The sequence below is a fragment of the Pseudoalteromonas sp. JC28 genome, assembly GCF_013319255.1.
GTDB lineage: Bacteria > Pseudomonadota > Gammaproteobacteria > Enterobacterales > Alteromonadaceae > Pseudoalteromonas.
The window spans coordinates 84,077-110,506 of sequence record NZ_QOKX01000010.1 but is presented as its reverse complement, the minus strand read 5'-3'; the positions used below and the strand labels follow the sequence as shown (position 1 = coordinate 110,506).

Below are 26,430 nucleotides of genomic sequence, written 5' to 3'. Positions count from 1 at the left end.
TTAAAGATTAAGAATACCTAACCGTTGCATTTTGTCCCAGCTGCTCAGCAATATTTTGAATAAACCCATGCCCAGTCAATTGTCTTCCTAATGCTAGAGTCGTTTGTTGTGTTTCTCTAGGACCATCCATCAGTGCTTTGAAGTCGATTATATCTGCGAAATTTTCGCTAGTAACATCATACTTTCCCCAGAGTTTACTGGTGCCGCCATTATCGTCTCGTTCCATCTGCGTATATTGTAAGAAGTTGGCTTTTACTTCATTTGCAAGGTTGACTAGTGCCTTATTGCTATTGAGCTTTCCTTCTAAATAAGTAATATCTTCAGCCGAGATATTACCTGTCACCTTCAATTCGCCCTGTTCGTTGACTGAAAACCCCCACTCATTTTCAGTCAGTTCAGGTCGTTCAGTGGCAATATCCGAGAGTGTTTTGTCATATTCTTTAGACATGCTGTCCGCCGATTTAAACATGCTGCCACCCAGATAAAGCTCGGCGATTGCTTCACCAGTCATAACGCTTGCACTTTTTATCGTTTGCTCGACCTCTTTTGATACACCTATCGTTATTGGTCGCTCATAAACTGGTGGGGTCACATGCTTAGCTGTTTGAGAAAATGTATCATTTTTCAGTGCGTCTCCGGATCTCTCGACTTTAGTCTGAGCAACTGTATCTGAGCTTACAGTTGATAGACTGTTTACCAACGTTTCTCTTGGTTGATTTATAATCTTCATATATTTCCTTATCTACGTATAGGTAACGATCTTTTATCGACAACTTAGAATTATAGTTTAATGTTATTTTTATGTAATCTGACTATGGTGCCTTTTTGGATTAGAGATGGACTTTTTCGCCTTCATTTAAAATATACAGTGGCGTTTTGGCTTTTAGCACTTGTTGCATATGCAGTAAGCGGAAAAGCGCTGAATGTGAGGTTTTATCTCCCATTTTCCAACTAGCATTGCCATAGCCCCACGGCACCATAACCTTACAACCGAGCTCTTTTGCGGCAGTCAGTGCATCTTCTGGTGTGGTGTGTACTTTACGATACCAATCAGGATGTTCTTCGCTGTAGTATGAGGCAATTGGAAGTAGGCACACATCAATATCACCATATTTTTCTTGAATATCTTTGAAATGTGGTGAATATCCCGTATCTCCAGCAAAAAATAGAGTCTTGCCTTGGTGTTCTAATATCCAGCCACCCCATAGTGCAGCGCCATGATCTTCGTATAAAAACGGCACCCAAATACGGCTGCTAAAGTGATTTGCAGGCACAAAGTGTGCGGTTACTTCACCAAGTTGTTTGCTTGAATACCACTCCATTTCAGAAACCTTGTATCCATCTTCAGGAAAGTGCTCAGCAAATCCTAGTGGAGTAAGATAATTAGGCCTAGTACCAATCGCTTCGATATCGTTCTTGTTAAAATGATCGTAATGAATATGGGAGTACATTACGGCATTGGTTTGTTGTAACTCTGTTTGACTGAGCTGTGCAGGTTGCTTGCGATTAAACCCTTCTGAGAGGCGAAATGCCCAGTTTACAGGCCAGTCAAATTGAGCCGTGACGGGGTCAAACAAAAACTGTTGCCCATCTTTGGTGTTGACTTTAAAACTCGCATGTCCGAGCCATTGGATAGCAAAGCCGGTATTGAGCGAGAGAGTGGGGTTGTTGCCAACGTAAGTACAATCTTGCATCTCGGACTGACATTGAATTTGTTGGGTGACTGGATAGCAGTTTTCTTCGCAAGTCACGGGATAATCTTTAAACTTATTGTAGATGTTGGAATATCTATCTTCATACCCTTCTACAGAGCTATGTTTTACCACGGAAGACTCAGATTTTATTCGCTCTACAACATTACTATTACTGCAGCCTGTTAATGTGATTATGACTGCCAAAGTAAGCCTTTTCATGCCCATTCCTTTTTATAATTATTAGTTATTTTTTGGAGTTTACCAATAAAAGGGAATGGGGTGTAGCGGTGAATTAAGCCTTAGGTGAGAGTTGGATTAGTGTGTAACCCAACTCTCATTGTAGGTTAGAGACTAGGAATTACGTTCCTGCGCCTCAAACTTATATCCCGCTCCGTAAATAGAGTGGATAAAGTCGTATTTAGGCGCGATGCTTTGCAGCTTTTTACGAATATTTTTAATATGGCTATCTATGGTTCTGTCGCTAACAATGTGGCTGTCATCGTAGATGTGATCCATCAATAAGTCGCGGCTATAAATTCGGCACGGGTGTCCGTACATTGCCTTTAAGAGCATAAACTCGACATAAGTGAACGTCGCTCTCGCGTCGAGGAAGGAGACAAACAAGCTCTCTTCGTCTAGTTTAAGTTTGCTCTCTGTTTCTGACACTGTGCCGCGCTCGTTTAGCGTCACGCGTCTTAAAATCGCCTTCACTCTTGCGACGACTTCTTTTGGACTATAGGGTTTGCACACGTAATCATCAGCACCCACTTCAAGACCAAGAAGACGATCGATTTCTTCTACTTTGGCAGTGATCATGACAATTGGCACGTTTGAATAAGCTCTGATCCGCTTGCAAATTTCGATACCGTCAAGATTAGGCAGCATGAGGTCGAGTAAGATAAGGGCAGGTTGCTGTTGTTTAAAAGCCTCTTCAGCCAAAGCGCCATCGTGAACACAATGGCTGGTATACTCGGCTTGAGCCAAATACTTACTTAAAATATCGGCAAGTTTTGGTTCATCTTCGACGATTAAAATATGTTTGTTTGGCACGGGAGAAACTCATTATCTTTTCAGTTCAATAATAATAGCGAGACCACCCAGTTCGCTCAAGTCCGCAGTGATTTTTCCGTTGTGGGCAGCAACAATACTTTGGCAAATGGCTAAACCAAGGCCAGAGCCACCCGTTTTTCTACTCCGCGCTTCCTCTACTCGATAGAGCCTATCAAAGAGTTTGTTTAGCTGTTCTTGTGGTACAGAAGGTGCGCTGTCCTGCCAGTAAATTATCGTTTTATCTTGTCGTTGTATGACTTTTACATCGAGATTTCCCGGCTGTTCAACTGAGGACTCTGTGTAACGCAAGGTGTTTTGTAGTAAGTTGTCGAATAGCTGCCCAAGGCGCTGCTCGTCACATTCTAAGGTAATATGCTCATCGCATTGCAAGGAATAAGCAAGATGGTGCTTTTCAATTTGGTGACTACTTTTTGCAAATGTGCGTGAGAGCAGGTCGTAAAGGTTTTCTTTATCCATGTTGTAAGTAAGCGCACCGCGGTCTGACAGCGATAGTTGATGTAAATCGTCCACCAGCCGAGTCAATCGTTGGATCTCTTCGTTAAGCGACATAAGTTGTTCGGGATTGCTTGCGATAATGCCATCAATCATGCCCTCAAGTTCCGCGCGGATCACAGCAATCGGCGTGCGTAGCTCGTGTGAAATATCCGCTATCCATTGCTGCCTAGCTATTTGGTTCTGCGCTAATGTGCCTGCCAAACGGTTCATATCTCTGGCAAGCAAACCGAGTTCGTCTTTACTCGCGATATCGACGCGAGCATCGTAATTTCCTTGTGTCAGTGTTTTTGCATTGCGGCGCAACAAAACGATTGGGTTGACCATATATTTACTAAAAGGCACGGCAATCACTAAAGTAACCAACAGGGCGACGAGCGCAATGATGATGAACTGTTTACGTTGTTGCTCTGCAAACAGTTGGTCGAAGTCATTGCGTACCAAGCCACTTTGCTCGACACCTAAGTAGGCGATAATCTGTTCGCGTTTAGGCTGCGCCAAGTGGTCGCTTTGATAGACTGGGAACCACAGCGAAGTCTGCTTACTTTTCGGTGTGCCCATAATAATATTGCCTTGTGTGTCTTTGATCAGCAGGCGTTTTTTATTGTCCAAACGCGGTGGAGGGCCATCACGTCTTCGTGGCCCTCCTTCGCCTCTTTCACGATGTCTTGGTGGTGGACGAGAATGTAGCCTATCTCGTGGGCGCTCATCCTCAGAAAGACCATAGAAGCTACGTACTATGCTATCCCAATCCTCTGAGCCTCGATACACCCAGTCCAATGAACCATGGCGTGCGTAAGTCTCGGCAACTTGCGTTACCACCTCTTTGAGCTGTGCCCGAGAGGTATTTTCAAGATAGGCAGTAAAGCTCTTTTCAAACGCTAATTTATTGGCGATATAGATAGCCAGCACCAATGTGGTGTTGGCTATCAAAATTATCAGCAATAGTTTGACGCGAATGGTCATTTTCATGGTTGTTGTTATTCCACCGGTTAACGTTGTGCATGCAAGCGTAAATTATCAGGGTCTGGTGTGCGACGGTTTGGCATCCATTTTCTTACGCACCGTTGGTCTTTTGCACACTTGTCTGTCAAGGCATGTAAAAACGCAACGAGATCCTGCTTTTGTTGTGGCGCTAAATTGGCGGCAACAAAGGGTGATTGGCGCAGTAACGTTAACGCCGCTTCACTATTTTCTCTCGCTTGTAGGTTTAGTGTGTCACACTGAGCGGTTAAGGAAAACTGCTTTAATCCACAAGCACCACCACGTTGAAAAAATTGCTCGACGGTTTGCTCAGGGTTTGAGTAATGATTGACCACTTGTTCTAACGACTCGTAGGCTCCTGCGTGACCATATGGCGCAGTCAGGGCAACATTTATTAAGCTTGGGACTCTAAACGCAAATTGGTTGCGAGTCGAAGGGTCAATTGCAGCGCGTCCGATATCGGCCTGATTATCTTGTGTACCAATACCATACTGTGGAAAGGCGAGGTTAAAGAAACCATCGTTAGTGAAACGTTCACCGCTGTGGCACCCAACACATCCTGCACCGCCTTCAGCTATAGGAGTAAAAAAGAGTTTAGCACCACGTTTTTGTTTGTCGCTGAGTGCGCCACGGTCACCTCGGGCATAGCGATGCCAATTGGTATCCACCATCACAAATGACGCTTGATACTGGCCGAGTGCAAAAGCGATACTATCAAAGGTAATTAAGGTTTGCGCGTCAGCTTGCGAGTTGAATGCTTTTCTAAAGGCTTGAAGCCAATCATTGGTGGCCAAACCTCCTGCCTCTTCACCGTAATCGCCAATACGCTGGGCTAAGTGTGAGCGGACTTGTTCATTGGTTTCGGCACTTTCGAAAGCCTCTCCACGCATTTCTTCACGAGAGGTGACAGGAAAGCGAGACAGGGTTGCAACTAGTGAATCTGCCGCGTTTACATCTGGTTGGTTAAAACCTGAATCAGGCGTACTGATAAAACTGCTTTCATTGCCTTGGTCGTCAGTGATAGTCACACGTTGAACACGGCCGTCCCAAAATAAAGCGTTGTTGGCAAATCCGGTATTAAAAATGGTGGGAGAGTTACGTGGAATATTGATGTCATCGTTGATTGCTTGACGACCTGGGCCTACCACATCACTTTCTACTGCGTTTGTACCTATTGGCAACGAAAGGCCATCGGCACCACCGAGCCTTGGATCGTGACAGCTTGCACAGGCGACTGATTTTTCTCCCCCAAGGGCCTTGCTAAAGAATAACTGCATGCCGAGCTGAGCAATGGGATCTGAGATCCTCGGCAGTTGTTGTGCACCTGCTACTCTGCCAGTAATACCGCGAGCACGCATAATTTGTGAGAGTTCATCATCCAGCGCCGAGTTTGGTTGTGGCTGGCCTGGAGGCGGAGGTGGTAGAGGCTTATGTTGTGCTGCTATTGGTAAACTTGCCACCGCGGTAACAAGTGCCATTGCACGTAGAAAGTTCGCGTTGTTCATCGTTATTCCAAACCTTATTGTGATTCGAGTTTTAAAATTGGCAGGCAAAAGTGCAGAGAATGTGAAAATGAAAATTTTTGTTTTGAAAGGGAGAGAAAGAAAAAATAATTTGGAACCGTTACAGCATTTTTTAAAATCTCACATGGATTTTGAGTTATCGCTAAAGCAGGCTAGTGAGCTATTAGGCTTAACCGATATTTAGCTTGTGTAAGTGGGATTTGTATACGACGTATTGAGCTTGGGAAGGTTGATAGAAACATAGGCTCAACAGCACTAATATCAAATGCGTATGCTGGCGCATTGTCATACTCGCCGAATAAGGCGGTAACCTGAGTAAAAGGCGTAGATATGAGCTTGAATGGCGCTAGCGATTGCGGTACATCAAGTTGATATTGATATGCTTTCACCAGTTGTAATGTGTGATCAAAGTGGCAAATATTCCAACTTTTATGTTCATTGTTTAGCTGCAAAGCCCACACCCCATTTTGATCGGTAGCGACAGAGTATGGTTTTTCGCAAGGTGCAGGTAGTGACTGTGTGTTACTGCGCTGCCAAGTACCCTGATGATTCAAACAGAGACTCTCTTTGCTATTAAGCGTCACTACTCGTGTGCTGAGCCTTGCTTTACAAGCATCTTCCACAGGTAACCAATAAGCGGGTTTAGTGGTGGAAAGTACCATAAATCCAGCAGGTTTTTCTGGGTCGTGCGAGGTCCATCCAACAAAATAATCATTGTCTACGCGCCACTGATCATAACTTAACCGACCTTGTTGGTATTGACTAGCTAAAGGCAAAGCGCCTTGTCGGTCAGTAAACTGGCAATGGATGGTGTCACTCTTAAGTTTACAGGCTGACTGAACCCTATCGAAATTGAGAGGTATTGCAGCATCTGGATAATTTGGCGTTAGAGGTTCTGCATATTGTCGCACTGGGCGCAGGTTTGCATTTTTATCCTGTGAAAAATAGCAATCAGGTTTTGAAACAGAAGGGATGACGGCAATCGTTTTTGCTACAACAGCTAATTCACATCCCAGCACACTGAAGCTCAGAGCACAATGAACAGCAAAAAAGCAAAGAGGCATACGCATAGATAAGGCTCCATTTTCCATAAATTAGAAGATAGACTGGCGCTGTTAGCAATTGCAAGAGGAGCATGAATTTTGTGATAGGTGCGGCTAAAGCTATGTAACTATAGGTTGAAACAGCAAAGCAAACAGCTATCTTTAATTGAGGTATGGAATTTAGGTTGTACAGCCATGTCCAAGAGTAGACGTCAATTTCTTGAAGCTTCACTAGTGGCATGTTTGAGTGCTTCATTTCCGGTTAGCCAAGTACTTGCACTAAATTTACTCTCAGAAGATGAACGAGAACAAGAAATGGCTAAGCGCAGTGCTGCCCTCCATATTTTAAGATTAGCTTCCCCATACCCTGCGGATCAAAGTGACTTTATCCCGCACATGCATCAAGTGTTTAAGAAGAATGTTGAGTCTATGACTCGCGGTAAAATCTATGTTGATGTTCACCATAGTGGCGCGCTTGGAAGTGGCCGCGAGTTAATGGCGGCAGTGACTCGTGGACATGTGGAGGCCGCACTTATCTCTGTGTCAAATCTGTCTCGGGCGTTACCTGTGCTAGATATCCTTAATATCCCATTTTGGGCGAGCTCAAATCGCGCGTTTCTCAATCTAATTTGTTCGCCACAATGGCAGTCACTTGTTATTAAGCCTATTAGTGAACAAGGAAAACTGAATATCTTAATGCATCATCTCGTTGGGGGTCGCACATTAACAAGCACAAAACAGTTCAACCGCTTAATTAACTTGCCTGAAAAACTCAAAGGAGTGGTGCTAAGAGTACCTGCTTCTAGGGTTTTGAGTCATTTTTACAGTATGACGTCGGCAAATGTTATTGATGTGCCTTGGGCGCAAGTGGCCAAAATGGCAAGAACAAAACATATAGAGGTTATTGACCCTAGCGTTATTGGTTTGTTCGCAGGTCCTGATCTGCTTAAAAACGAGATAGGGCAGGTAGCTTTACTCGAAAGTGTCCCCGATGCTTGGGTGACCGTCGCAAATCAGCATTGGTTAGATAGTTTGCCACTGCGCTTAAAAGGGGAAATCGAGGACGCGAGTAAGCAAACATTTCATACTCATATTGCGCAGATTGAGCAACTGCAAAAACGCTGTGAGCGCGAGCTCATGGCCTTGGGCGCAAAGCTGCACCCTTTAAGTGTGGACGAAAAGCGCGAATGGCAATTAAAGTTTGGTCATCACAATGCACAGTGGAACAAGGTAAAGCGAGAGCTACTTGGCAGTACTCGCGCATTTCAACAGCTGGTAAATGCGACAGAAAAAGAGTTTACTCAATAACCCTGGTTGAGAGCAACAACTGACCTTCTCGCTATTGTTACTCCCAACTCAAACGAATTATTGGTACTTTGTTATCGACTCTCTTTAACCAGTGGAATGCCGTTGGTGCCAACCGGAATATAAACCGTTGTATGGTTAGGAGATTCTGCCATTTTTAGCTGCGCATTTATCGCTTCATGTTGTAAGTAGTTTGCAGTAAGTGTGGCGTTGATGATCTTTTGCGCTTCAGCGATACCTTTTGCTTCTTCAATCCGAATTTCCGCATCTTTTTTCGCAATGGCCTTTTGAGTTTCTTTTTCTGCTAGCAGCTGTTGCGCAGCGAGTTTCTTTTCTACAGCATTGGCTACGATATCTGGATAATTAATGTTACCGATCACCACTTGCTTGATATCAAATGGCGCTAACTGTAGGTAGCCTTTTAAACGTTTTGTGACGATTTCAGCAATTTGTTCGCGTTTGCTTTTTAATGCGCCGCTGTCGTATTGTTGGACTTCGTCGCGAACATAGGTTCTGAAAGTTTCGCGAACAAAACGCTGATACCAGTTCTCTGCACCATAATTTTCGACGACATCTTTTACTGTACCTGGTTTAATTGCAATGACGGCATGAAAATCAAAACTGATATTCAAGTCATCCTTGGCTAAGATCTCAAAGCGCTCGGTATACGTGTTTGGACGCATATCGATATTGACGACTTGATTTCTAAGCGGGGAAAAACCATAGTTGCTCGGACCGATTAAGCTACCTTGGTAACCACCAGAACCAAAAAATCTAGGTTGCTCAAAAACATAGCCTTCATGTCCTGCGGGTGTGCTGGGGTTAGTGCAAGATGTGATGGAAAAAAGTAACACAATGCCAATCACGATAATAGATATAATTGAGCTTCCAATGCTAGATTTTGATTTCATCATAGATGATTCCTTTATAGGTACTTTGTTCGCTATGATAGGTGACAATACTAAAGCGAACAACAATTACCTTAGTTCAACGATATCAACCGGAGCGCAGTAGTGAAAATATCCGTGGTAGAAAATCCTGAGCAACAATTTGTCGATTTTTTAAGTAGTAAAATTAGCGAGTTTAACTGGGCTAATTGGGAGGTCACAGAGCGTCTTCCATTGGCGGTTGAAGTAAAGGGTGAGTCTGGAGAGGTTGTTGCAGGTGCAGCCGCGCGTACTTTTGGCAACTGGTTGTTGCTTGATACTTTGTGGGTGTCTGAGACACTAAGGGGTCAAAATATCGGCTCACAGATACTAGAAAGCCTAGAAGCGGCAGCCAAACAAAGAGGGTGCGTGAAATGCTTACTCGATACCTTAAATTTTCAGGCAATGCCATTTTATGAAAAGCATGGCTATGAGACCCAATGGATCCAAGAACATTACCCTAAAGATGGCTGTAAGTATTTTATGGTAAAGGAGTTATAACAAGTTTAGTGGGTAAGAGTACTTACCCACAATGGCGCATTAATACGGATTTGGACAAGTTCGAACCTGAAAGTGTGTAAACCAAGGACAGCCTTGATCGAACTTGCTTTCTGGGTATAAAGGTGGATTGCCAGCACCTGCAATATTTGGGGTTTGCGCCATTGGTAAGTCTTGTAAATCTTTTGAAAGGGACTTAATCGCCTTTTTGTTTAATTTAAGTTTCATACTTGTTTCCTTGTGTTAACTTCATTGTTTATCTTATCGAGAAAAGTGGAGAGTGCAAGGGGGATGGGTATTTTATTTATAGGAAGCATATATTGATGAAAAATGTAGAAAACACTGAGCAGTTGGCTGCGGTAAATCAAAAGGTAGTAAGAGAAGGTGAGTGCTTACCATTGGTACAATTAAAAGATGGTAGTAGAGTGCAAACGGGTACAGTAGCAACTATGTTGCATAACATTGACCTTTACAATGCTGGTGAGCGAGGACAAGTAGAGGACGAGCTCAAGCTTGCAATCCCAACGCTGTGTAAAATAGGTCTATTTGAGCTGTTTACTGTGGAAGAATGGTTGAGTGGAGATAATCCTGGCCGTCGATACGTGGGTGAATGTGCCAAGGCATTTCTAAGTAATAACGTTAGCTAAACTTCAGAGACCTCATAGTGCTCTTAAATCGATACAGTTTTTAATTCAATTGCGATTATAAGACGCTCAGCTATTGAGCGCACGCATGGGATTACCTACAATACAGCATGCTTAAATAATTGAAGAAAAACGATGACAGATTCAATCGAAAAACCAGCACTACCAGATAGACTTTCTATCAATCCTCGCAGCCCACATTATGCTAAAGAAATACTAGAGCACCACATTGGCATTCGTTTTAATGGAAAAGAACGTACCGATGTTGAAGAGTATTGCATTAGTGAAGGCTGGATTAAAGTCGCTGCGCCAAAAGCGCTAGATCGCCGAGGTCAGCCTTTGCTAATTAAATCAAAAGGAACGGTTGAAGCTTACTATTGCTAAGCGCCGTGACGATGCACCAATCTGCTCAGGGGTAAATTGGTGCGCTTTGTTTAAGCTACTGTAATATTCCCATCTCGATTGCTAATAGCACTGCACGGGTTCTATCCCTCACACCCAGTTTAGAAAGTAAATTGGAGACGTGATTTTTGATTGTGCCTTCTGACTTGTGTAAGGCTTCGGCTATTTCCTTGTTGGAATAACCATTTGCAACCAGTCTCAATACCTCTATTTCTCGTACGCTAAGCGTCTCTGTGGCTTTGAACTCAGAAAAATCATTGTCGAGTTTTGGTGCATACTTTAATAGGGTTTCTGTAATTGCCGGTTGAAAGTAGGTTTCACCATTGAGGATGGTTTTCATTGCATTCACCAACGAATCCAGAGCGATATCTTTGAGTACAAAGCCTTTGGCTCCATTACTTAAGCTGTCCAGAACGAGTTTGGGGTCATCAAAGGTTGTTAACACTAATACTGGGATCGTTATACCTCGACTATTTAGCTGCTTCAAGGTAGCGATACCGTTCATAACTGGCATGGATAGATCCAGTAGAATAATATCAGGTGCAACCTCTGATAGCCCATCAAGTAACGTCTGACCATTGTCGTACTGGGCAATCACTTCAACTTCTTCGTTGAATTGTAATAAAGTGACAATGCCTTCTCTTACGAGTTTCTGGTCGTCAACCACGACTACTTTCATCAATATCGTCCTTACTGTGGAGTTAACGGGAGTTCAATTTTATAGTGTAGGGCACGATTGTGCTCATAGAGATGCAAGTAGCCACCACATTCAGATACGCGTTCAGACATCCCCGTTAAACCATTCCCTTTGTGCCATTGTTCACTGATATAGCCATCATCATGCATATTGACGAAAAGCTTTTCTTCATCTTGCGTCATTACAATCCAAAATTGCTTCGCATGACTGTGTCTTAGGCTGTTGGTTATTGCTTCTTGAACACAGCGCAGCAGCACTTGTGCTATATGGCTATCGTCAACAACAATATGTTGTGGAATGGTTGCATGCACTTTTAGCTCAGGAGTATATTGGAGTAGTAAGGTAAGCGATTGATGAAAATCAATATCTCTGTGCTGTCTGAGCATATCCACGGCATCTCGTACATCATTGAGTAGTAATTTAGCTACGCTTTGACATTCTAGGATTTGCTGCTGGGCTGGTGCGTCGGCAGTCATTCTTTGCGCTATTTGCAACTTAATACTGAGTGCCGTGAGGTGATGACCTAACAGATCGTGTAAGTCCCGCGCGATGCGGGTGCGCTCAGAGTGCTTCGACAGCTCAGAAAGCAAGTGTTGTGTGGATTGCAACTGAGCATGTTGATTTTGTAGCTCAACCCTAGCTTGCTGTTCTCGTTGATGGGTGGTGGCTAATAGCAAGGCGAATAAGTGAAACAAGCCATATAGTAATCCCTCAATCCAAAGTAGATGCTGTTGCTTTACACTCTGCATTGTAAACCAGGCCAATACGATGATGAGGGTGAAGCAAGCTGATACGCGAATGGGGAGCAAATAAGCGACAACGGCAACCCAGATAATGGTGAGAATGGATAGGTATCCAAATTGCAGGATCCAGCCACAGGCAAAGGCTGAAAATAGCATGAGGACTAGGGCAAGCCATCGTAATTTGTGTTGACATTGCTCGCAGGTGCCAATGAGATAGCCAAGCGCATAGAAACAGAAGAAGCTGCTAAAGAGAGATATTTCGGGCGCTTCAGGCTGTTGACTCGTTATGTATACCGAGATAGCGAAAAGGGCTGCCCATGTGATCAGCGCTAGTAAATCTCTCATATCTCGATTTGCGATTAATATGCTGAATGCCAACGCTTATGTCCTCTTGCCGTTTTCTTCACTAAGTATGACAAAGTAACAAGGTTGTGCCTATAGGCCAAAAGTCATGGTTTTACATCATGACGTCTGGGACAGGCACTCCAAATGTAGTGACGTTAAGCTAAAGACCAAAATCGTAAAAGAGAAATTGTTATGCTTATTGTTCATCAGTTTGCTTTGTATTTGCACATAATTATTGGTGCTATTGCGCTAATTGTATTTTGGGTTCCAGTCGTGACCGTAAAAGGCAGCCCACAGCATAGACTATGGGGAAAAATATTTACTTGGTGTATGTGGCTAGTTTCCGTCAGTGGCATTGTCATGTGCCTAATTGTGATCTACGACCCATTGGCGATCCGTTACCCCTCTCAACACATTGATCAGGCGCTAGGGCAACAGCTGGTATTGAAGCAACGTCAATTAAGTGAATTTTTACTGATGCTGTCAGTATTGGTGTTGGCAAATATTCGTCATTCAAGCTTGGTTTTAGCGGCTAAACAGCACCGTGAGCGATTAAAAAGCGGGTCTCATTTATTGCTAATTGGGCTCTTAGCGGCAACAGGTGGGCGAGTGTTGTACACTGCGCTTACATTTGTCAGTACGCTCTATCTAATATTTTCACTTATTGTGCTCTCTACTGTCGCTACTATGTTGTTCTACATATTTAAACCAACACTCAAACCACGAGAGTGGGTGCTGGAGCATATGAGTACCATTTTAGGCGCTGGGATTGCGGTATATACGGCATTTTTTGCGGTGGGTGGACGTCATTGGTTAGCGCAGCTAATGCCTGGGGCTTGGCAGCTAGTGCCATGGTTGTTACCCGCTGTGGTTGGCACCTTGGGCATCCTGTTTTACAAAAAACAGCTTAATCACTGTCAAGCAAGGGGGAGCAAATAATGTTTCAGATGAATAAAGTACTTTGTTTAATGATGATACTAGTGGTAACTCCAAAAGTGTTTGCGATGCCGAATATTACCGATGCATTGGAGCATGCCAAAATACTATTTGAGCAACAGGCGATAGTGGATGCTGAGCAAGCTTTTCTGGCGCTGCAAGAAACGCATCCAAATGAGTCGTTCTATTATCTTGGCAGAGTTAAGTTGGCGTTGAATCAATTTGATGAAGCAGAAGAGTACCTTGAAAAAGCACTGCGTCTCGAGCCTAACAGTGCGGATGAGTATTATTGGTACGCCAAGGTAAATGCAGAGCAGATAAAGCATGCTTCTATATTTTCAAAACTGAGTTATGCCAGCAACACAGAAGATGCGTTTTTAGCGGCAATAGACAAAGACGCAACGCATATCAAAGCGCTGCAAGGGTTGTTCTATTTCTACCTTTCAGCACCAAGCATTGCAGGTGGCTCTGAGGCCAAGGCGGTGCGACAGATAAGGGCGATAGAAGCCTTATCTTCCCATGCCGCAATGAAGCTATGGATCGACTTTTATTTGCTGACTGGCAATGATGAAGCGTTGATAACCTATACTGACACCTTGCTTGAACGCAAAACTATTGATGAAGCAGTGTTGTTTAAAGCTGGAATAGCGCTGCAGAGTATCAAACATTACGATGGTGCATTTGCGTTTTTTAGAACTTTAATAGTAATTAAGGAAGCAAAGCATTACGCTGCGGGGCTTTACCAAATTGGTCGGACGGCGGTGTTTTCAGAGGTTAATGTAGACGAGGGGATCGCAGCATTACAAACGTATTTAACACTTGAGATCAGTACAGATGGTCCAGATAAAAACTGGGCACGGTTACGTTTAAGCCAGCTCTATATGCTCCAAGGAAATACCCTAGGTGCTAAAAAGTTAATCGGCAAATTAAAGTCAACGCGAATCAGCGACAAAGATCTAATCAAAGCGATTAGACAGCTGCGAATCTGAGTATTTAGTTCATTTGTTTTATTAGGGTGGAAAACGTCGAGCAAGCTCGACGTTTTAGCGATTACTGAGCTGAAGTTAACCAGCTCAGAAATTGACGTGCTTCGCCGCCATTGGCGAATTGTGTGATTTTACGGCCTGTGCCGTCAGCAAAGATCACTTTAGATTTGTTCACCGAAATTGAGCGAATTGGTTGCTCAACACGGATCTCTGTTCCGTTATATGTATATGACATAATAAAACTCACTTTTATAATGCACAGCAAATTAGCTGATGCTTTTGATAGTAGATGAGCTTCATTACAGTTTAGCGAACAGAAGACACTGTCCTCGCAACAACCCGATACGGGTATGACAGCTTATACCAATTTTCTTGATTGGCTTGATTTTCGCCTGACTATATTAAGCTCTACTTGTATTTTTTATGCGGACTTACTGGATCAAGGCAAGGAGGCATTACTTGAGGTTTGCTTTATTTTGAGAGGAAGTTAAAGCAAGGGAGGGATAATATAGAATTGCATTTTTTAAAGCAAGCTTTTTATGTCGGCAGAGCGATAAATACCCTCAACACTTAGCCAAATTAAAGCACCTAAGTTTGCCCCGAGGCTTTAAACCTCGAGACATAGCTGCCCTATTAGCACAGCGTTTGTTCGACTGACTGCTTGCCGTCAAATAGCTCGAACGTTAGATTCTGAGGATGTTGAGTGGCAAGGTAAACTAGCGCGTCTGCGACATTCTCTCGACTTATTACGGCGTCTTCTCTATTTGTAGGGCGTGAAGTAGAGAACCCCCCGGTTGCAGGTTCATTTTGTAACGCACCTGGCCGAACGATAGTGTAGTTTACGACACTTCTTTGTAGATGTTGGTCGGCCATGTGTTTGGCTACCAAGTATGGTTTGATTTCACTTTCAATGTTATCAGGATCGTCGGCGCCAATAGAGCTGACCATAATAAAATGCTTAACGTTTGCTTTCACAGCATAGTCAATGGCTTTAATGGCGGCCCACAAATCAATAAGTAGGGTTTTATCCGCTTCAGTCTCTCCACCAGAACCTGCACTAAATATTACCTGCTCGACGTTGTCAAAGGCTGAGCTAAAATCGCCTTCAAGGTCTTGCTCAATGATAGTAAGTTGCTCAGACTGAATATCTGCTAGCTTACTTTTATTGCGCACTAACGCCACGACGTCATGGCCTTGTTCCAGCATTTTCTTTGTCGTCATTTTTCCAATTTGACCACTGGCACCAATAATTAAGGTCTTCATAGATAAACTCCTTTAAAGTGTTTGCTCAATTAAGACCTTGGGGTCATGGTGCAGATTTAAACCCCTATGGTGGAAATAGGTTACAAATAGGTTATTAATAGGCGAGTAATTGCTTGGATAATCTAAAGTCGTGGTGGTCAGGGAAAAGTTGACCACCATAGAGAGGGGAGAGTGACCTGTTACTTTGTTACTTTGCGAGCTCTAAAATTTCGGCCTTTCATTTTTCCTTCTGAGATTGTTTTAAGCGCCACGTTGGCAATACTACGCTCAACCGCAACGTATGAAGACATCGCAGTGACTTTGATTTTGCCGATTTGATCACCTTTTAACGCTTGATTTGAGGTCAGTGCACCTAAGATATCACCCGGTCTTAATTTCGCTTTCTTACCGCCGTCGATTTGAATGGTTACCATCGGCGCTCGGTTAATTTTGTTATTTAACACTTGGTCGCTTGGCAGAGTATTGGGCTCAATTGTCTTACCTAAATAGTCTTCGAGGGCATTTACTTTATGCGATTCTTTATAACTCATTAAAGAGCATGCCACGCCTTTATTGCCTGCACGTCCGGTTCTGCCAACGCGGTGAACATGCACTTCTGGGTCATGGGCGATATGGTAGTTGATCACCATATCTACATGGTCGACGTCGATACCCCGGGCTGCGACATCCGTTGCCAATAAAATGGTCACGCTCTTATTCGCAAAACGAACCAATGTGCGGTCACGGTCTTTTTGCTCTAAGTCACCGTGAAGTGCTGCTGCATCAAAACCTAGGCTATATAGGCTGTCGCATACGTTCTGGCATTCTACCTTGGTATTGCAGAAGATAACCGCTGAGTTTGGTTGAAATTGCATTAACAGCTTTTGTACCGCAGGCAATCGCGCATCGTTGTTGTCGACTTCGTAAAAGTATTGTTCAATTGAGCTATCATCATGCGTTGCTTCAACCGTGACTTTGGCTGCATCTTTCATGATGTGCTGCGCGAGCTGCTCTATTTTTGGCGGGTAAGTTGCACTAAATAACAGGTTTTGGCGTGCTGTAGGGCAGTGATCTATGATGCACTGCAGCGACTCTTCAAAACCCATCTCTAACATGCGATCCGCTTCATCCAGTACAAAGGTATTCACTTCATCTAGTGACAAACGGCCTTTGCGGAGGTGCTCTTCAATACGCCCTGGCGTACCCACAATGATGTGCGCGCCGTGTTCAAGAGAGCCAATTTGTGGACCCATAGGTGCACCACCGCATAGCGCTAACACTTTGATGTTATGAACTGCACGGGCAAGCTTGCGAATTTCAGCCGCAACCTGATCGGCAAGCTCTCGAGTTGGGCATACCACAAGCGCCTGCACGCGAAAGCGTTTCACGTTTAAATTATGTAATAGTCCTAAAGAGAAAGCGGCGGTTTTACCTGAGCCCGTTTTACCTTGGCCAATGACATCTTTACCCGCCAAGATAAGCGGTAAGGTTTGTGCTTGAATGTCAGTCATGGTGTGATACCCCAATGACGCGAGGTTATCGAGTAAGGCGCTGGAAAGTGAGGTACTTGAAAAAAGTGGCTGAGTCAAAGTCGCTGTCTCTGTAGTTCTAAAACAGCAATTATAACATGGCTCGAACGGATAGCGCGTGTAAGGCCGTGATAAAATTTTTACCACGGCCAAGTGCGTTAAAAAATAATCTTAAACATTTCCCATGAACAGGGATAAGTGGCATTACAGCCTATGACGGTAGGATGCACATTGGCTCCCGTGCCACCATTACCTGCGGCTTGGATATAGTGACCATTGATTGACTTAAGCGCCACTTTATCGCCATTTTGGATCAAAGCACCGGGGTTATTCGGCAGCTCAATCGTGAAGGTTTCCCAAATAGAAGCCACCGTTCGATTGGCATTTAACTCAGCGCCACCACCTTGCTCTGCAACAAAGTAATAGCCAGTGGCTGTTTGAATATGGACGGTGTCGCCATCAAACAGGTTACCGCCGTTGACATCGATAAGATTAAACCGCTCCCAAGGGCCAATCGCAATACGATTGGCGTTTACTGTATTACCGCCATTGTTTTCTGCAACGAAGTAATATTGTCCGCCGGTTTCAAACGACACATTAGTAAAAATCGTCGGGCCACATGGGGCTGTAGTGAAGGTTAAGTCTTCCCCTTGAATGGTGGTGCGAGGTGGCTTTGGATCTCCTCGAAAACGAAAATGATATTCGCTGCCGCAATCTAGGTTCGCTATTTGTGCGCTAACCGGGCCATTAATGCCAGCCGGTGTTGCGAGTACGCTGTAGCCGTAGTTAGTAGTTGGGCCATAATCAAACGTTTCTCCACTTAAACCAATAGTAGAGGCGGAATAGCCGTTTAATTGGGCGGAGGTTTCTGTGATATTGCTCGCAGCTTGGGTCACATATTGCGTACCAGCGTGCGCTAGAAATGTACTACCAAACAATGTGAACAGTATCAATTTCAAGATATTCATTGTCTAGCTCCTTTGACTAAAAAAGCTGTTACGATTAACAGCCCTTTTAGCTTAGGAGAAGGTGTTGCAAATGCTATTACACCTGCTTACACCATTAATTGCCAGAAGTGGGCTTCTGACGTGGTGTACGCTTTTCTCCAGCGTGTTGGCTCTTTGGCTTGTTTGCAGACGATGATGGACGGCGTCTGCGGTTGCCATTGTTATTACCAGCAGGTTTACCGTTGCCACTTGGCTTATTGTTGCGAGGACCTGAATTTTGCTTAGGTTTGTTTTTCGGCTGAGCGGAAGGTGTTTGCTCAGCGTCTGTCGCCTTTGGCTTTTTAGGTTTCTTTGGCTTTTTCGGCTTGATTGGGCGTGTATCTAATTTTGACTCAGGTACGGCAAGTTGCGGCTCAAACCCTGGCTCCACTTTACGTGGCACCAGCTGTTGAATTAATCGTTCAATGCCAAATAAGTCGCTTGCGGTCTCTTGGGTAACAAACGAGATAGCTTCACCTGTCGCACCAGCGCGGCCCGTTCTGCCGATACGGTGAACATAATCTTCGTAAACATTTGGCAGGTCAAAGTTCACGACATGAGGCAGCTCTTGAATATCCAAGCCCCTTGCTACAATATCAGTGGCAACAAGTACACGCACTTCACCATTTTTAAAGCCAGCAAGGGCTTTCATGCGAGCGCTTTGGCTTTTATTACCATGGATTGCTGCGGCATTGATCTTGTCTTTTTCTAGATCCTTTACCAAGCGGTTGGCACCGTGTTTTGTGCGGGTGAATACCAACACTTGTTGCCAATCATGCGTTTGCACTAAATGCTTGAGTAAGTTGGTGCGTTTACTTTTGTCTACCGGGTATACCCATTGAGTCACGCTTTTTGCGGTGCTGTTTGCTGGTGCCACAGAAATCTCTACTGGATCATGAATTAGCCCTTTCGCTAATGCTCTAATCTCTTCAGAGAAAGTGGCAGAGAACATCAAGTTTTGTCTGCGGCTTGGCAATACTTTGATGATGCGCTTGATATCGTGAATAAAGCCCATGTCTAGCATACGGTCGGCTTCATCCAATACCAGTACTTCAAGGTCATCAAATTTGACAGCATTTTGCTGGTAAAGGTCGAGTAATCGCCCAGGTGTTGCCACTAAAACATCAATGCCTTTACGCAGCTTCATCATTTGCGGATTGATCTTCACACCGCCGTAAACAACTTCAGAGCTGATAGGCAGGTGTTTACTGTACAGCGAAACACTTTGCCATACTTGGTCAGCAAGCTCTCTAGTCGGCGTTAGAATTAACGCGCGTACATTGTTCGCACGTGGCTTAGTACCGGCAATCAGCTTTTGCAACAAAGGTAATGTAAAGCCCGCTGTTTTACCTGTCCCCGTTTGCGCCGCAGCCATCACGTCTCTGCCTTCTAAAATGGCAGGAATGGCTTGCTCTTGAATGGGAGTTGGTTTGTCGTAACCTTGTTCGACAACGGCTTGATTTATTTCTGGGGCTAAACCTAGGTGGCTAAAGCTCATGATTTTGTACTCTGTATTGGGCGGCGGGCAAGAGTACAGTATTTACTCCGCTTAAGCAATTTTGCCGTGTTTTTAAATAGCCTCAAGTTAAATAACGATAGGCGGGTAGATAACAAAGCATAGCGTAAACATCAGGATTACATACAAAATAAGTGAAAGGAAACGTTCGTACTACAGGTCTATTGATGGCATTAGTTATTCACGACCAGTTTGCGCTGTATATAAGTCACTAATTCGACAAACTGGGTTAACTTAGGAGCCGTTTTGTGAAATACACATCTGTATCCTTGTTAGAAAAGGGGTTTTATGTTGCGAGCCTTGCTGTTGCGTTGTTACTTTCACCATTAACACAAGCGCAAACCGAGCAAGTCACCGCCCAGCAATTTGTCGATTTGCAACAAGGACAAAACCACTTCCCTGGGTTTCGTAGGGCACACGCAAAAGGGATTTGTGTGTCAGGAGAGTTTAAATCGAATGGGCGGCTATCTCAGTACTCAGACGCAACCGTTTTTAAAGCCGGCACGCATCCATTTATTGGTCGATTGTCCATTGCTGGAAATAATCCGCACGCTGCGGAGTTGACTGCACCAGTAAGGAGCTTTGCGCTGAGCTTCGTAACAGGTGCTCAGCGTTGGAATATTGCGATGAATACGCCTCCAGTGATGGCGGTAACGAATCCGCATGATTTTTATCAGCAAATTGTTGCTCTGAAGCAGGGCAAAGAGGCAGTAAAAGACTTTTTTGCTGGGCACCCTGAGAGTGCGGATTTTTTGGCATGGAAAGCGAGTTACACGCCAAGCTCGAGTTTTGCCCTTGAGACTTATCATAGTATTAATGCGTTTTATTTGGTTGATGAAAAAGCGCAGCGTCAGGCTATTCGCTGGAAAATGCTGCCATTAAATGAAGAAAGTAAAAATCCTTACACAGGCAAAGACGCGCTACAGCAAGAATTTGCAACTCGATTAGAGAAAGGAGCTGTACGCTTCAATTGGCAGTTTATATTTGCCAAGCAAGAAGATGATGAAAATAATCCAGCCAAGCTTTGGCCCAGTAACCGCGCGAAGGTAGATGCAGGAGAGATCTTCATAACGCATTGGCAACCGCAATTATCGGGGAGCTGCCATGCGCTCAATTTTGATCCCTTGATATTACCTAGCGGTGTTAAAGCAACCGAAGATCCAATTCTAAGAGCGCGCTCTGCTGCCTATGCAGAGTCTTATCGCCGTAGGGCTAAGGAGCAATTGATGGGCGCACTTGAGGAGACAGTGAATGATTAATCAAATAACACGATTTAATCTCGCGATGAGAGTGCTTCACTGGTCTATGGCATTACTTATCTTTGCCATGATTTTTGCAGGACTTGCGATGGTACGTGCGCTTGAGCCTTGGCAGCTTACCTTACTTGGGCTACATAAATCATTTGGTGTGCTGGCACTTTTGCTACTTTTATTGCGCTTTCTTATTAGAATAAAGTCATCGACACCTAGCTTGCCATCTGGGATGTCGACAATACAAGTCAAACTGGCCAAATTCAGCCACTGGCTGCTTTACGCATTGATGTTAATCATACCGACTAGCGGCCTGTTGATGCAGTATTATGCAGCGCGACCAATAGTGGTGTTCGACTTTTTCACCATTCCAGCCGCAATGGTGCCTTACATCGAATACTTTGCTGTATTTCGCGAAGGACATGGTTTTGCTGTATTGCTACTGATTGCAGTACTTGCAGTTCATATTGGAGCGGCGCTTTATCATCACTTTATAAGAAAAGATGGCGTGCTAAAAAGCATGTTGTAATGACCCAAGGCCTGCTTACTGGCAGGCCGTTATTATAAGTATGCTTGCAGTGCTGTTAAGTCTACCTTAGCTTGTAATTTTACTGCGATTAAATATAACCCCGCCAGTTTGCGGTGAATAAACAACGCATCTACAGGTGGAGTATGCCACTCGTTAGAGCTGCCATTCAACGCTAGCCCTTTTTCACTGAGCCCTTTACTCAGTTGGCTATTAGCGAAATCAAATGGGCCGTCACATCGAAGTGGAGTCGTCGCAAGTAAAAACAGATCAATAACTGCGTCACAATAGTCAGGTGCAATATCTGTGTCGAAAAAACAAGTGAACGAAAAACAAGAAAAACAAGTGACATATATGGACGCTCAGCTGCAGTCAAGTAATACTCATCCAACAAGGTTGTTTTAACAGCCTTGTTGCTTCTTTTATTTATCTCTCATTTACTATTTGTATGTATTGATAAACAGTCACTTTGAGTCACCCTAAATAAGGTGCTGCTCTGACATATATTCGGGCTTAACTGACTTTCAGCGCCCCTAATGAGTTTCGAACCTAGCCACCCAAAAAGTAGAATACACCCACGCGGCATTGAATGCCTTGCCTATAACGGGTTTAACTAGGTAGGTTTGACCTTTTGTTCATCGTTATGTTTACAGCAATGAGAATATGGCTATCAAGGGCTCATAAACACCCACTCGGGCTTGAGGCCCTTGTCACAACCGAGCTCCTTGATAGCCATAATTTGAGTCATGATTGCGCCTCACTTTGTGTATATTGGGCTTTATAAGGTTCATTTCTTTGTAGCAATATCCACATTAAGCGAGCCAATCGGTGGGCCGTGGCCACCACCGCTTTATTTTTACCGCGACGCTCTACCAATGCGTTGATCCATTTGTTTAAATCATCCTGCTTTTTGTGCGCATGATTGACCACTGTACGGGCACCATGAATGAGTTGCTTTCTTAGATAACGATCACCTCGTTTAGTGATCCCTCCCATCTTATTAGTTTCACCCGAAGCATATTGACGAGGTGTGATCCCAAGCCACACAGCCAACTCCTTTTTATTAGAAAATACTTGCCCTTTATCTATTGTGGCACTCAATGCCGATGCGTTGATAATCCCAATTCCGGGGATGGATTGGATAATTTGAGCAGCTTGGCTCTGTTCATTAAACTGCTTAAATTGTGCCTCTACATTTTTAATATTGACGTCTAACTTTTGCATTTCTTCATAAACGTCTCTGAGGAGTAGATTTAAAGCTCCATGTAAATTACGGTTGAGCAGATCAGCAATGGTTGCACGAAAAGACTTTAAGCTCTTCTTGATGACGATGCCAAATTCAAGTAACAAACCACATGTTTGGTTGATGCAGGCGGTTCGATTATGTATGAGCCGTTCCCGATAGCGATGTAGTGCTAGGATTGCTTGTTGATGCTCTGTTTTTACAGGAACAAAGCGAATGTTAGGTCGAAGGCTCGCTTCATAAATCGCCATACAATCATTTTTATCGTTTTTATTGCCACGGACAAAAGGGGTAACATGTTGCGCAGGGATAAGCTGAACTTGGTGCCCAGCTTGTAAGCAGTACCGCCCCCAATAATGAGACGTTGAGCATGATCCCATAACAACATTACAAGCAGGTAATTGGGTCAATGTTTGCAAGAGCTTTGCTCTATCTAACCTTCTGGAAAAACATTTATTACCTTGCTTATCAAACGATAAAAGTTGGAATACATTTTTTGCTAGATCAATTGAAAGCGTGCTAACGTTATTCATGATGGACTCTCCTAATAACTGTGTTTGCAACTATCAGTTTGGCGCATTGACGCCGATTTGGGAGCGTCCATCTCATCACCCACTACTATTTGCATCAAAAACAGAAAACAAGAAAGAATAAATCAATGACACCCATCACTATAAATCGGCTGCATGTTTGACTAGCCTTAATTATCAATTGCTGCAGGAGTAGGCTTTCTACTCTTTTTATTAAGAGGTTTTATGAATAATACAGAAACACAATCAATCGAAAGTATATGGCAAGAGCAGCTTTCAGGTTATGGCTGTGATCCCGATTTAGCTTATGCCAAAAATACGTTTTTTAACCAGTCTAACGAGTCTATTTCAGCAGCATTTTCTCGCAGCGTAATTGAAAGGGCAAATGAACTAAGAGTTATGCCTAATGTGTTATTTAATACGTACTTTTACTTCTTCATTGACTTCCTAATGAAAACAGATCATGAACCATTCGACGCTTCTGAGATAGCGAGCTGTTTTGCATCCCTTCTCAAAGAGAAGCTGGATTCAAACTCGATTGCTAGCTCAGAACTCGTCAAGCAATCCAAAGGCGCGGTGGACTATTTAACGCGTAACACTATTTTTTTTAATGAGGATGCGGATATCTACGGTGATCTAGAAGCAAAGTTGAAGGCTTTAAAAAGCCAGTTAAAGACTTATCAAATTTAGGCTGCATCTGAGGTTAAAAATAGTGGTCAAATTGAGTTGGCCAATGAAAGCTAATAAATAGATAAAAGAAATAAGTAAGAAATAAAGTAAGAAATAAGTGACATCCATCACTATTAATATCCAAGCTGAGGAAGAGTAAGAAATAAGTGACATCCATCACTATTAATATCCAAGCTGAGGAAGTGAAGTAAAAAGTATAAAAATACTTCAACCACTTTGGTCAAAAACGTTTATAGATAGGCTAATTTTTAGCGCCCAAGCGTATCTCTACATCAAAACCGAGTTATCGTGCACGACAAAGCGCTGTAAATACAGAAATAAGAAATTCTAGCGTTGAGAATGTGAGTTTTGCTAAGCCAACAAACGCTCGCAGTTTGTTAGGTTTGTCCGCCGTCTTTTTTGCAGTGTTTCACTGTAAGCGGTTATTGTCCGTTCTCGGCCCACTGCACCATGAAATACCCGAGAAAATTGCGTGGTGAGTTTTATCCAGTTCTCAGGTTCTATATTGAGTCGAGTAAGAATCGGTTGTGCTTCATTGATATACCCGCGTTTATCGACTCGAATGCATTTGCCCGTGAGCTCAACTAATTCAATATAGGACTTGAGTTCAAAAGGTAGGCCTTTAGGCATATGTTTTCGCGGGCTACCAGCAAAGCGTAGTAGGCTTTTTGGTTGTTTGCCCAGCTTAGCGTGGTCGATGCGCTTTTTGATGCTGGTGTAGTCTGAGGTTTCAGGCGTTGCGGCGATTTTGGCTCTAATGGGGTTTAGGTCTACATATGCCAAACAAGCAGCCAGTGCTGCCTCGTCCAGTAATGCTTGGGATTTGAATCGTCCTTCCCAAAAACGGCCTGTACAATTATCTTCTTTATTTGCTCGGCGGGCGATGTCTTCGTTAAGCACTCGCATAAACCAGCTAATATCTGCGAGCCTTTCCCTGTACTTGGCGACATGCTCATCGAATATCAATTGTTCCGATTCATTGAGTGGTTCTCCCTCAACGAGCTTATGGGTTATCCAATTGCCTTTAAACAGCTTGTGCCACCGTATCACAATCGCTTTATCCGACAGACACTTAGCCNTTCTCCCTCAACGAGCTTATGGGTTATCCAATTGCCTTTAAACAGCTTGTGCCACCGTATCACAATCGCTTTATCCGACAGACACTTAGCCTTTTTATCATCAACATATAAAACAATGTGGGTGTGATTACTCATCACGGCATAAGCACAGATATCAATACAAAACACGGAGCCCAGCATCAGGAGCTTTTCTTCAACCCAATCCCGGCGGTGTTCATATGATTTTCCAGTAAATTTATCTTCACCGCATAAAAAGGCGCGCCTTACACAGCGGGAGATACAGTGGTAGTATTTGGTGTCGGTTAAACTGATTTGTTTTTTACGGGCAGTAGCCATAGTTTGGTTTCCTCAATCCTTTGAGTGCAGAATTAAAGCGTAGGTGGTATCTTAGGAAGGTGCAAATTAGTAGTGGGTGTCAGCGATTTAGTTAGCGACATGCTCATTGAATATCAATTGTTCCGATTCATTGAGTGGTTCTCCCTCAACGAGCTTATGGGTTATCCAATTGCCTTTAAACAGCTTGTGCCACCGTATCACAATCGCTTTATCCGACAGACACTTAGCCTTTTTATCATCAACATATAAAACAATGTGGGTGTGATTACTCATCACGGCATAAGCACAGATATCAATACAAAACACGGAGCCCAGCATCAGGAGCTTTTCTTCAACCCAATCACGGCGGTGTTCGTATGATTTTCCAGTAAATTTATCTTCACCGCACAGAAAGGCCTGCCTCACGCAACGGGAGATACAGTGATAACATTTGGTGTCGGTTAAACTAATTTGTTTTTTACGGGCAGTTGCCATAGTTTGGTTTCCTCAATCCTTTGAGTGCAAAATTAAAGCGTAGGCGGAATCTTAAGAAGGTGCAAATTAGTGTTGGGTGTCAGCTATTTAATAAGAAGGTGCAAATTAGTGGTGGGTGTCAGCTATTTAATTCATAGGGTTAGTGGTGGGTGTCAGCTATTTAATTCATAGGGAGTCAAAAGTGCTCATACATGGGGCTTTTAGCGCTTGCCACATTACAGCATTGTTTAGGCTTGGAGATCACATTATTAATATGTTTAATAAGTGTTTTACATGTTGATTTTTTGTTTCTCCGCTGCCAGTATAGCCATTAGTAGTTTCCGATTTGGAAACTTTAAACAATGATTATCGAGGAAATAAAATGAAACTAAGCCTTAAGAAAAGGAACATGAAAGTACTCAATAAAGACAATAGCCACGTTGTTAAAAATGTCACTTTGCAAATTGCTGGTGGTTATAATCGAGGTTATACAGACTTTTATTTTTGTGGGACAACGCATTGTCCATCTGCGTATCCAGAGTGTGAAACTATGGGGTGTAACGCGTAACCTTGCTCCATAGTTGGCGATTACTCATCAATTCATAGGTTTGTTCAGAATCTCAAACTTATGAATTGTAATTCAGTGCATTCCTATTTTATCAAACACCTTCCAAAGTGCCTTTGCGTTTACTTGCTACAACACAGAAAAATCACGACAAGTAGAGATTGACTCTCTGAGTGCTTTAAATATACGTCACTTT

General features: G+C 43.5%; 27 protein-coding genes and 2 pseudogenes. 10 read left to right on the top strand and 19 right to left on the bottom strand.

Annotated elements, in window-relative coordinates; translation table 11 throughout:
* Positions 1–7: 7 nt before the first annotated feature.
* From DS891_RS20425 to DS891_RS20400, 6 genes are all read right to left on the bottom strand, one after another.
* Positions 8–730, bottom strand: a complete 723-nt coding sequence (locus tag DS891_RS20425; protein WP_102056310.1) for a hypothetical protein — start codon at positions 728–730, stop codon at positions 8–10.
* A 100-nt stretch (positions 731–830) separates the two neighbouring features.
* Positions 831–1,913 (bottom strand): MBL fold metallo-hydrolase, encoded by a 1,083-nt coding sequence (locus DS891_RS20420; RefSeq protein ID WP_174170788.1) that lies wholly within the window; start codon positions 1,911–1,913, stop codon positions 831–833.
* A 132-nt stretch (positions 1,914–2,045) separates the two neighbouring features.
* Positions 2,046–2,744 carry a response regulator gene (locus DS891_RS20415; RefSeq protein ID WP_010607267.1) on the bottom strand — a complete coding sequence of 233 codons (699 nt, stop codon included), beginning with the start codon at positions 2,742–2,744 and terminating at the stop codon, positions 2,046–2,048.
* Positions 2,745–2,756: 12 nt separating this feature from the next.
* Positions 2,757–4,229, bottom strand: a complete 1,473-nt coding sequence (locus DS891_RS20410) for an ATP-binding protein (RefSeq protein WP_174170787.1) — start codon at positions 4,227–4,229, stop codon at positions 2,757–2,759.
* Between the two features lie 20 nt (positions 4,230–4,249).
* Positions 4,250–5,746, bottom strand: a complete 1,497-nt coding sequence (locus DS891_RS20405; RefSeq protein WP_174170786.1) for a cytochrome-c peroxidase — start codon at positions 5,744–5,746, stop codon at positions 4,250–4,252.
* A 170-nt stretch (positions 5,747–5,916) separates the two neighbouring features.
* Positions 5,917–6,834, bottom strand: coding sequence for a hypothetical protein (locus DS891_RS20400; RefSeq protein ID WP_254605982.1), 918 nt, complete (start codon positions 6,832–6,834; stop codon positions 5,917–5,919).
* A 168-nt stretch (positions 6,835–7,002) separates the two neighbouring features.
* On the opposite strand from DS891_RS20400, the gene DS891_RS20395 reads away from it, so the two are divergent.
* A complete protein-coding gene (locus DS891_RS20395; protein WP_174170784.1) occupies positions 7,003–8,115 on the top strand; it encodes a TRAP transporter substrate-binding protein in 1,113 nt (370 codons plus the stop codon).
* A gap of 71 nt (positions 8,116–8,186) precedes the next feature.
* On the opposite strand, the gene DS891_RS20390 is transcribed toward DS891_RS20395, so the two are convergent.
* On the bottom strand, positions 8,187–9,023 hold the full coding sequence (locus DS891_RS20390; protein ID WP_029215911.1) for an SPFH domain-containing protein: 837 nt from the start codon (positions 9,021–9,023) through the stop codon (positions 8,187–8,189).
* Between the two features lie 102 nt (positions 9,024–9,125).
* Between DS891_RS20390 and DS891_RS20385 the strand changes: the two genes are divergently transcribed.
* Positions 9,126–9,539 (top strand): GNAT family N-acetyltransferase, encoded by a 414-nt coding sequence (locus DS891_RS20385; protein ID WP_174170783.1) that lies wholly within the window; start codon positions 9,126–9,128, stop codon positions 9,537–9,539.
* A gap of 39 nt (positions 9,540–9,578) precedes the next feature.
* Here DS891_RS20385 and DS891_RS20380 read toward each other — a convergent pair whose 3' ends face one another.
* Positions 9,579–9,764 carry a hypothetical protein gene (locus DS891_RS20380; protein WP_010607259.1) on the bottom strand — a complete coding sequence of 62 codons (186 nt, stop codon included), beginning with the start codon at positions 9,762–9,764 and terminating at the stop codon, positions 9,579–9,581.
* Between the two features lie 95 nt (positions 9,765–9,859).
* Here DS891_RS20380 and DS891_RS20375 point away from each other — a divergent pair, with 95 nt between their 5' ends.
* The gene (locus DS891_RS20375; RefSeq protein ID WP_174170782.1) at positions 9,860–10,183 is read left to right on the top strand and encodes a hypothetical protein; all 324 of its coding nucleotides are present in this window, start codon (positions 9,860–9,862) and stop codon (positions 10,181–10,183) included.
* 132 nt (positions 10,184–10,315) lie between these two features.
* A complete protein-coding gene (locus DS891_RS20370; protein ID WP_102056316.1) occupies positions 10,316–10,564 on the top strand; it encodes a DUF3297 family protein in 249 nt (82 codons plus the stop codon).
* Positions 10,565–10,619: 55 nt separating this feature from the next.
* Here DS891_RS20370 and DS891_RS20365 read toward each other — a convergent pair whose 3' ends face one another.
* Both DS891_RS20365 and DS891_RS20360 read right to left on the bottom strand, forming a co-directional pair.
* The gene (locus DS891_RS20365; RefSeq protein WP_174170781.1) at positions 10,620–11,261 is read right to left on the bottom strand and encodes a response regulator transcription factor; all 642 of its coding nucleotides are present in this window, start codon (positions 11,259–11,261) and stop codon (positions 10,620–10,622) included.
* Positions 11,262–11,272: 11 nt separating this feature from the next.
* Positions 11,273–12,367, bottom strand: coding sequence for a sensor histidine kinase (locus tag DS891_RS20360; protein ID WP_254605980.1), 1,095 nt, complete (start codon positions 12,365–12,367; stop codon positions 11,273–11,275).
* A 192-nt stretch (positions 12,368–12,559) separates the two neighbouring features.
* Here DS891_RS20360 and DS891_RS20355 point away from each other — a divergent pair, with 192 nt between their 5' ends.
* A complete protein-coding gene (locus tag DS891_RS20355; RefSeq protein ID WP_174170779.1) occupies positions 12,560–13,306 on the top strand; it encodes a hypothetical protein in 747 nt (248 codons plus the stop codon).
* A complete protein-coding gene (locus DS891_RS20350) occupies positions 13,306–14,292 on the top strand; it encodes a lipopolysaccharide assembly protein LapB (RefSeq protein ID WP_174170778.1) in 987 nt (328 codons plus the stop codon). Before DS891_RS20355 ends, DS891_RS20350 begins: the two co-directional genes overlap by 1 nt.
* A 61-nt stretch (positions 14,293–14,353) precedes the next feature.
* Here DS891_RS20350 and DS891_RS20345 read toward each other — a convergent pair whose 3' ends face one another.
* The 5 genes from DS891_RS20345 to DS891_RS20325 all read right to left on the bottom strand — a co-directional run bounded on the left by DS891_RS20345 (position 14,354) and on the right by DS891_RS20325 (position 19,544).
* Entirely contained in the window at positions 14,354–14,524 is a 171-nt protein-coding gene (locus DS891_RS20345) for a hypothetical protein (RefSeq protein ID WP_099642116.1), read from the bottom strand.
* A gap of 398 nt (positions 14,525–14,922) precedes the next feature.
* Positions 14,923–15,552 carry an SDR family oxidoreductase gene (locus DS891_RS20340; protein ID WP_174170777.1) on the bottom strand — a complete coding sequence of 210 codons (630 nt, stop codon included), beginning with the start codon at positions 15,550–15,552 and terminating at the stop codon, positions 14,923–14,925.
* A 179-nt stretch (positions 15,553–15,731) separates the two neighbouring features.
* Positions 15,732–17,120, bottom strand: a complete 1,389-nt coding sequence (gene dbpA / locus DS891_RS20335) for an ATP-dependent RNA helicase DbpA (RefSeq protein WP_174170776.1) — start codon at positions 17,118–17,120, stop codon at positions 15,732–15,734.
* A 98-nt stretch (positions 17,121–17,218) separates the two neighbouring features.
* The gene (locus DS891_RS20330) at positions 17,219–18,028 is read right to left on the bottom strand and encodes a peptidase S8 (protein ID WP_174170775.1); all 810 of its coding nucleotides are present in this window, start codon (positions 18,026–18,028) and stop codon (positions 17,219–17,221) included.
* 94 nt (positions 18,029–18,122) lie between these two features.
* Positions 18,123–19,544 (bottom strand): DEAD/DEAH box helicase, encoded by a 1,422-nt coding sequence (locus DS891_RS20325; RefSeq protein ID WP_174170774.1) that lies wholly within the window; start codon positions 19,542–19,544, stop codon positions 18,123–18,125.
* Between the two features lie 266 nt (positions 19,545–19,810).
* Between DS891_RS20325 and DS891_RS20320 the strand changes: the two genes are divergently transcribed.
* Positions 19,811–20,821: a catalase family peroxidase gene (locus DS891_RS20320; protein WP_174170773.1), complete on the top strand. Its 1,011-nt coding sequence runs from the start codon at positions 19,811–19,813 to the stop codon at positions 20,819–20,821.
* Entirely contained in the window at positions 20,814–21,341 is a 528-nt protein-coding gene (locus tag DS891_RS20315; protein ID WP_174170772.1) for a cytochrome b, read from the top strand. Before DS891_RS20320 ends, DS891_RS20315 begins: the two co-directional genes overlap by 8 nt.
* A gap of 32 nt (positions 21,342–21,373) precedes the next feature.
* On the opposite strand, the gene DS891_RS20310 is transcribed toward DS891_RS20315, so the two are convergent.
* On the bottom strand, positions 21,374–21,511 hold the full coding sequence (locus DS891_RS20310) for a hypothetical protein (protein ID WP_174170771.1): 138 nt from the start codon (positions 21,509–21,511) through the stop codon (positions 21,374–21,376).
* Between the two features lie 571 nt (positions 21,512–22,082).
* Entirely contained in the window at positions 22,083–23,114 is a 1,032-nt protein-coding gene (locus tag DS891_RS20305; RefSeq protein ID WP_174170770.1) for an IS110 family transposase, read from the bottom strand.
* A 222-nt stretch (positions 23,115–23,336) separates the two neighbouring features.
* Here DS891_RS20305 and DS891_RS20300 point away from each other — a divergent pair, with 222 nt between their 5' ends.
* The gene (locus DS891_RS20300) at positions 23,337–23,801 is read left to right on the top strand and encodes a hypothetical protein (RefSeq protein ID WP_010607246.1); all 465 of its coding nucleotides are present in this window, start codon (positions 23,337–23,339) and stop codon (positions 23,799–23,801) included.
* Between the two features lie 351 nt (positions 23,802–24,152).
* Here DS891_RS20300 and DS891_RS20295 read toward each other — a convergent pair.
* Positions 24,153–25,216 (bottom strand): annotated as a pseudogene (locus tag DS891_RS20295) (transposase).
* A 102-nt stretch (positions 25,217–25,318) separates the two neighbouring features.
* Positions 25,319–25,690 (bottom strand): annotated as a pseudogene (locus tag DS891_RS20290) (transposase); the annotation flags it as partial.
* Between the two features lie 388 nt (positions 25,691–26,078).
* Here DS891_RS20290 and DS891_RS20285 point away from each other — a divergent pair.
* Positions 26,079–26,237 (top strand): hypothetical protein, encoded by a 159-nt coding sequence (locus tag DS891_RS20285; protein WP_227387324.1) that lies wholly within the window; start codon positions 26,079–26,081, stop codon positions 26,235–26,237.
* The last annotated feature ends 193 nt before the right edge of the window (positions 26,238–26,430 follow it).

Excerpts from the sequence above, each read along its gene's own strand:
- DS891_RS20300 (WP_010607246.1), top strand. The coding sequence starts at position 23,337 with ATGAATAATACAGAAACACAATCAATCGAAAGTATATGGCAAGAGCAG.
- DS891_RS20325 (WP_174170774.1), bottom strand. The coding sequence starts at position 19,544 with ATGAGCTTTAGCCACCTAGGTTTAGCCCCAGAAATAAATCAAGCCGTT.
- DS891_RS20340 (WP_174170777.1), bottom strand. The coding sequence starts at position 15,552 with ATGAAGACCTTAATTATTGGTGCCAGTGGTCAAATTGGAAAAATGACG.
- DS891_RS20315 (WP_174170772.1), top strand. The coding sequence starts at position 20,814 with ATGATTAATCAAATAACACGATTTAATCTCGCGATGAGAGTGCTTCAC.
- DS891_RS20350 (WP_174170778.1), top strand. The coding sequence starts at position 13,306 with ATGTTTCAGATGAATAAAGTACTTTGTTTAATGATGATACTAGTGGTA.
- DS891_RS20375 (WP_174170782.1), top strand. The coding sequence starts at position 9,860 with ATGAAAAATGTAGAAAACACTGAGCAGTTGGCTGCGGTAAATCAAAAG.
- DS891_RS20330 (WP_174170775.1), bottom strand. The coding sequence starts at position 18,028 with ATGAATATCTTGAAATTGATACTGTTCACATTGTTTGGTAGTACATTT.
- DS891_RS20345 (WP_099642116.1), bottom strand. The coding sequence starts at position 14,524 with ATGTCATATACATATAACGGAACAGAGATCCGTGTTGAGCAACCAATT.
- DS891_RS20365 (WP_174170781.1), bottom strand. The coding sequence starts at position 11,261 with ATGAAAGTAGTCGTGGTTGACGACCAGAAACTCGTAAGAGAAGGCATT.
- DS891_RS20370 (WP_102056316.1), top strand. The coding sequence starts at position 10,316 with ATGACAGATTCAATCGAAAAACCAGCACTACCAGATAGACTTTCTATC.
- DS891_RS20410 (WP_174170787.1), bottom strand. The coding sequence starts at position 4,229 with ATGAAAATGACCATTCGCGTCAAACTATTGCTGATAATTTTGATAGCC.
- DS891_RS20305 (WP_174170770.1), bottom strand. The coding sequence starts at position 23,114 with ATGAATAACGTTAGCACGCTTTCAATTGATCTAGCAAAAAATGTATTC.
- DS891_RS20355 (WP_174170779.1), top strand. The coding sequence starts at position 12,560 with ATGCTTATTGTTCATCAGTTTGCTTTGTATTTGCACATAATTATTGGT.
- DS891_RS20395 (WP_174170784.1), top strand. The coding sequence starts at position 7,003 with ATGTCCAAGAGTAGACGTCAATTTCTTGAAGCTTCACTAGTGGCATGT.
- DS891_RS20400 (WP_254605982.1), bottom strand. The coding sequence starts at position 6,834 with ATGCGTATGCCTCTTTGCTTTTTTGCTGTTCATTGTGCTCTGAGCTTC.
- DS891_RS20380 (WP_010607259.1), bottom strand. The coding sequence starts at position 9,764 with ATGAAACTTAAATTAAACAAAAAGGCGATTAAGTCCCTTTCAAAAGAT.
- DS891_RS20360 (WP_254605980.1), bottom strand. The coding sequence starts at position 12,367 with ATGAGAGATTTACTAGCGCTGATCACATGGGCAGCCCTTTTCGCTATC.
- DS891_RS20405 (WP_174170786.1), bottom strand. The coding sequence starts at position 5,746 with ATGAACAACGCGAACTTTCTACGTGCAATGGCACTTGTTACCGCGGTG.
- DS891_RS20420 (WP_174170788.1), bottom strand. The coding sequence starts at position 1,913 with ATGAAAAGGCTTACTTTGGCAGTCATAATCACATTAACAGGCTGCAGT.
- DS891_RS20425 (WP_102056310.1), bottom strand. The coding sequence starts at position 730 with ATGAAGATTATAAATCAACCAAGAGAAACGTTGGTAAACAGTCTATCA.
- DS891_RS20285 (WP_227387324.1), top strand. The coding sequence starts at position 26,079 with ATGAAAGTACTCAATAAAGACAATAGCCACGTTGTTAAAAATGTCACT.
- DS891_RS20390 (WP_029215911.1), bottom strand. The coding sequence starts at position 9,023 with ATGAAATCAAAATCTAGCATTGGAAGCTCAATTATATCTATTATCGTG.